Here is a 1,997-nt window from a genome sequence, read left to right as displayed (position 1 = left end):
AGATGTTTATAAGACACAGCACCGACTCCGACGCCAACACCCAGCCCGACGCCCACACCCACACCCACTCCGACTCCAACGCCAGAGGCGACGCCCACGCTTGCACCTCGTCGCCAGCCGCGCTTTCAACTGGGCCGCCCCCGTCCGACACCAGAGGGGATCCCGGCTGTTCCAACGCCACCGCCCGTGGTGGCCACTCCCGAACCTGAGCTTACGCCTGAGCCCAGCCCAGAGCCCTCTCCGCAAGCTGTGCCCACTTCAACTCCCCAGCCTGTGGCTACGCCTTTGCCGCGCGTGACCCCTATCCCTTTCCAGGAGCGGCGAGTGCGCCAGCAGGGGTTGCGGCTTTTCCCGCCGGGACTCCACAGTCCGGCCTTGCCAGGTGAGCAATAGCGGGACGGAGTCCTTGAGTTGATAGAAAGTTGATAGAATGCCCTTCGCGCAGCGGGCCGTAGGTCTCACTGTTCTCCCAATGCCCCTCTGCCTGGGCGCACGGTTGCCGCTTGTTGGATTCTCGCTCGCGATAGCGGTGCGGGGCCTTTATACCGGTCAAGTCCTTCAGGGCAAGAACCGCTTTCTGCTCTCTTGGTCGCGTAGCTAGGCTGGTGTGGCTGAGCCAAGTCAGGAGCATTGCTCCCTTAACCATCTCGCACCGATTGCGGCGGCGGGATGGGATCCTGGGTGGAGCTCTGGATCCCATTCTCTCCACTTTCCAACCTGAGCAAGGGCCGCAATCGGGATCCCTGCCAGGGATCCAGGACATCCCGAATTAGCACCTCCTGAATCCACACCTGCAGGATTGCCGCCAAAGGCACGGCCAGGAACAGGCCCAGCACCCCAAAGAAAAAGGCTGAAGTAACTTGAGCTACTAGGGTTAGGGCGGGCAGGAGCGACACCTGTCGGGACATAACGATGGGGGTGAAGACGCTGCTTTCCAACTGCTGGATCAGGATATACAGCCCCAGCACTGCCAAGGACTTCCAAGGGGCATCCGTGAGGGCTACCAGCATGGGGGCTACCACGCTTAAGGTGGGGCCGATATTGGGGATGAAGTTGAACAATCCCGCCAGCACCGCATTGGCCAAGATCAGGGGCACCCCCAAAATCCACAGCCCGATCCCACTCAGCAGCATCACCAAGGTGCTGGTAAACAGGATCCCCATCAGCCACCCTCGCAGCGCCAGCTCACAGCGCTTGAGGATGTAGCGAATGCGGGGACGGTAAAAGGCCGGGAAAACCGAGACAAAAGCGCGACTGTAGGCTTGGGGATCCGCCAACAACAAAATGGTGAGGATGATTACAAACAATAGGTTGAGCAGGGTGCCAAAAAAGGCAGTGAAGGACTCGGAGAAAAAGTCGCGCACCTGTCGCACCAACTCGGTGGCCTGGGGCACCAAGCTATTGGCCAATTCCCGCAGCGTCGGCAGCTCAATATCCGTCGGCAAAGAGAGAATCAAGCTCTCGAACAGCCGCTGCGCTTGCACGATCCCGGCGGGCACCCCATCGGTAAACAGCCACCGCAACTGCTCCGCCAGGGGGGGCACCACGATTAGCCCCACCAAGATCGCGGCCACCAAAACCGTCAAACTGGTGATGACAATTGAGGGGCCACGCCGAAAGCCGTAGCGCTGTGGGATCTGGGCCAAGGTATCCAATGCTACTGCCAACACAATGGCCGCGAACACCAACAGCAGGATCTGCCGGATCTGCCAAAGCAGAACTAGCAGGCCCAACAGCGCCCCTAGCCCCAGCCACTGGGCGAAGGTCACCCGCCAGCTCACCTCCTCTCTCGCCCGGTTGTCGCCTATTCTAGATGGGATCCCGACAAGTCCCATCGCTATTCGAGAACCCTGGATGCGCGATCCTGTCCCTTCAGCTAGAAATCGCAGGAGCCCCGCACTGTACCCGTAGGGTCGGTGTCGGGAGGAATGCGCTTTGATGAAGTACAATGAACTTATGAGCCAAGTCCTGACCATATCCTGTAAGCTCAAGGTGTC

3 protein-coding genes are annotated in these 1,997 nt (G+C 60.0%); 2 read left to right on the top strand and 1 reads right to left on the bottom strand.

Annotated features, from left to right (window positions below):
- Both NW842_RS13885 and NW842_RS13880 read left to right on the top strand, forming a co-directional pair.
- Positions 1-209 (top strand): hypothetical protein (locus NW842_RS13885; protein ID WP_414418273.1); only part of this gene is annotated, 209 nt, incomplete at its 5' end.
- Positions 190-393 carry a hypothetical protein gene (locus tag NW842_RS13880; RefSeq protein WP_414418272.1) on the top strand — a complete coding sequence of 68 codons (204 nt, stop codon included), beginning with the start codon at positions 190-192 and terminating at the stop codon, positions 391-393. The genes NW842_RS13885 and NW842_RS13880, both read left to right, overlap by 20 nt.
- A gap of 245 nt (positions 394-638) precedes the next feature.
- Here the strand turns inward: NW842_RS13880 and NW842_RS13875 are convergent, their stop codons facing one another.
- Complete coding sequence (locus NW842_RS13875) at positions 639-1,781, bottom strand: AI-2E family transporter (RefSeq protein ID WP_238376832.1); 1,143 nt, start codon at positions 1,779-1,781, stop codon at positions 639-641.
- Between the last annotated feature and the right edge of the window lie 216 nt (positions 1,782-1,997).

Source organism: Synechococcus sp. R55.4, assembly GCF_047461935.1.
Taxonomy (GTDB): domain Bacteria; phylum Cyanobacteriota; class Cyanobacteriia; order Thermostichales; family Thermostichaceae; genus Thermostichus.
This window is presented reverse-complemented; position numbering and strand designations above follow the sequence as displayed.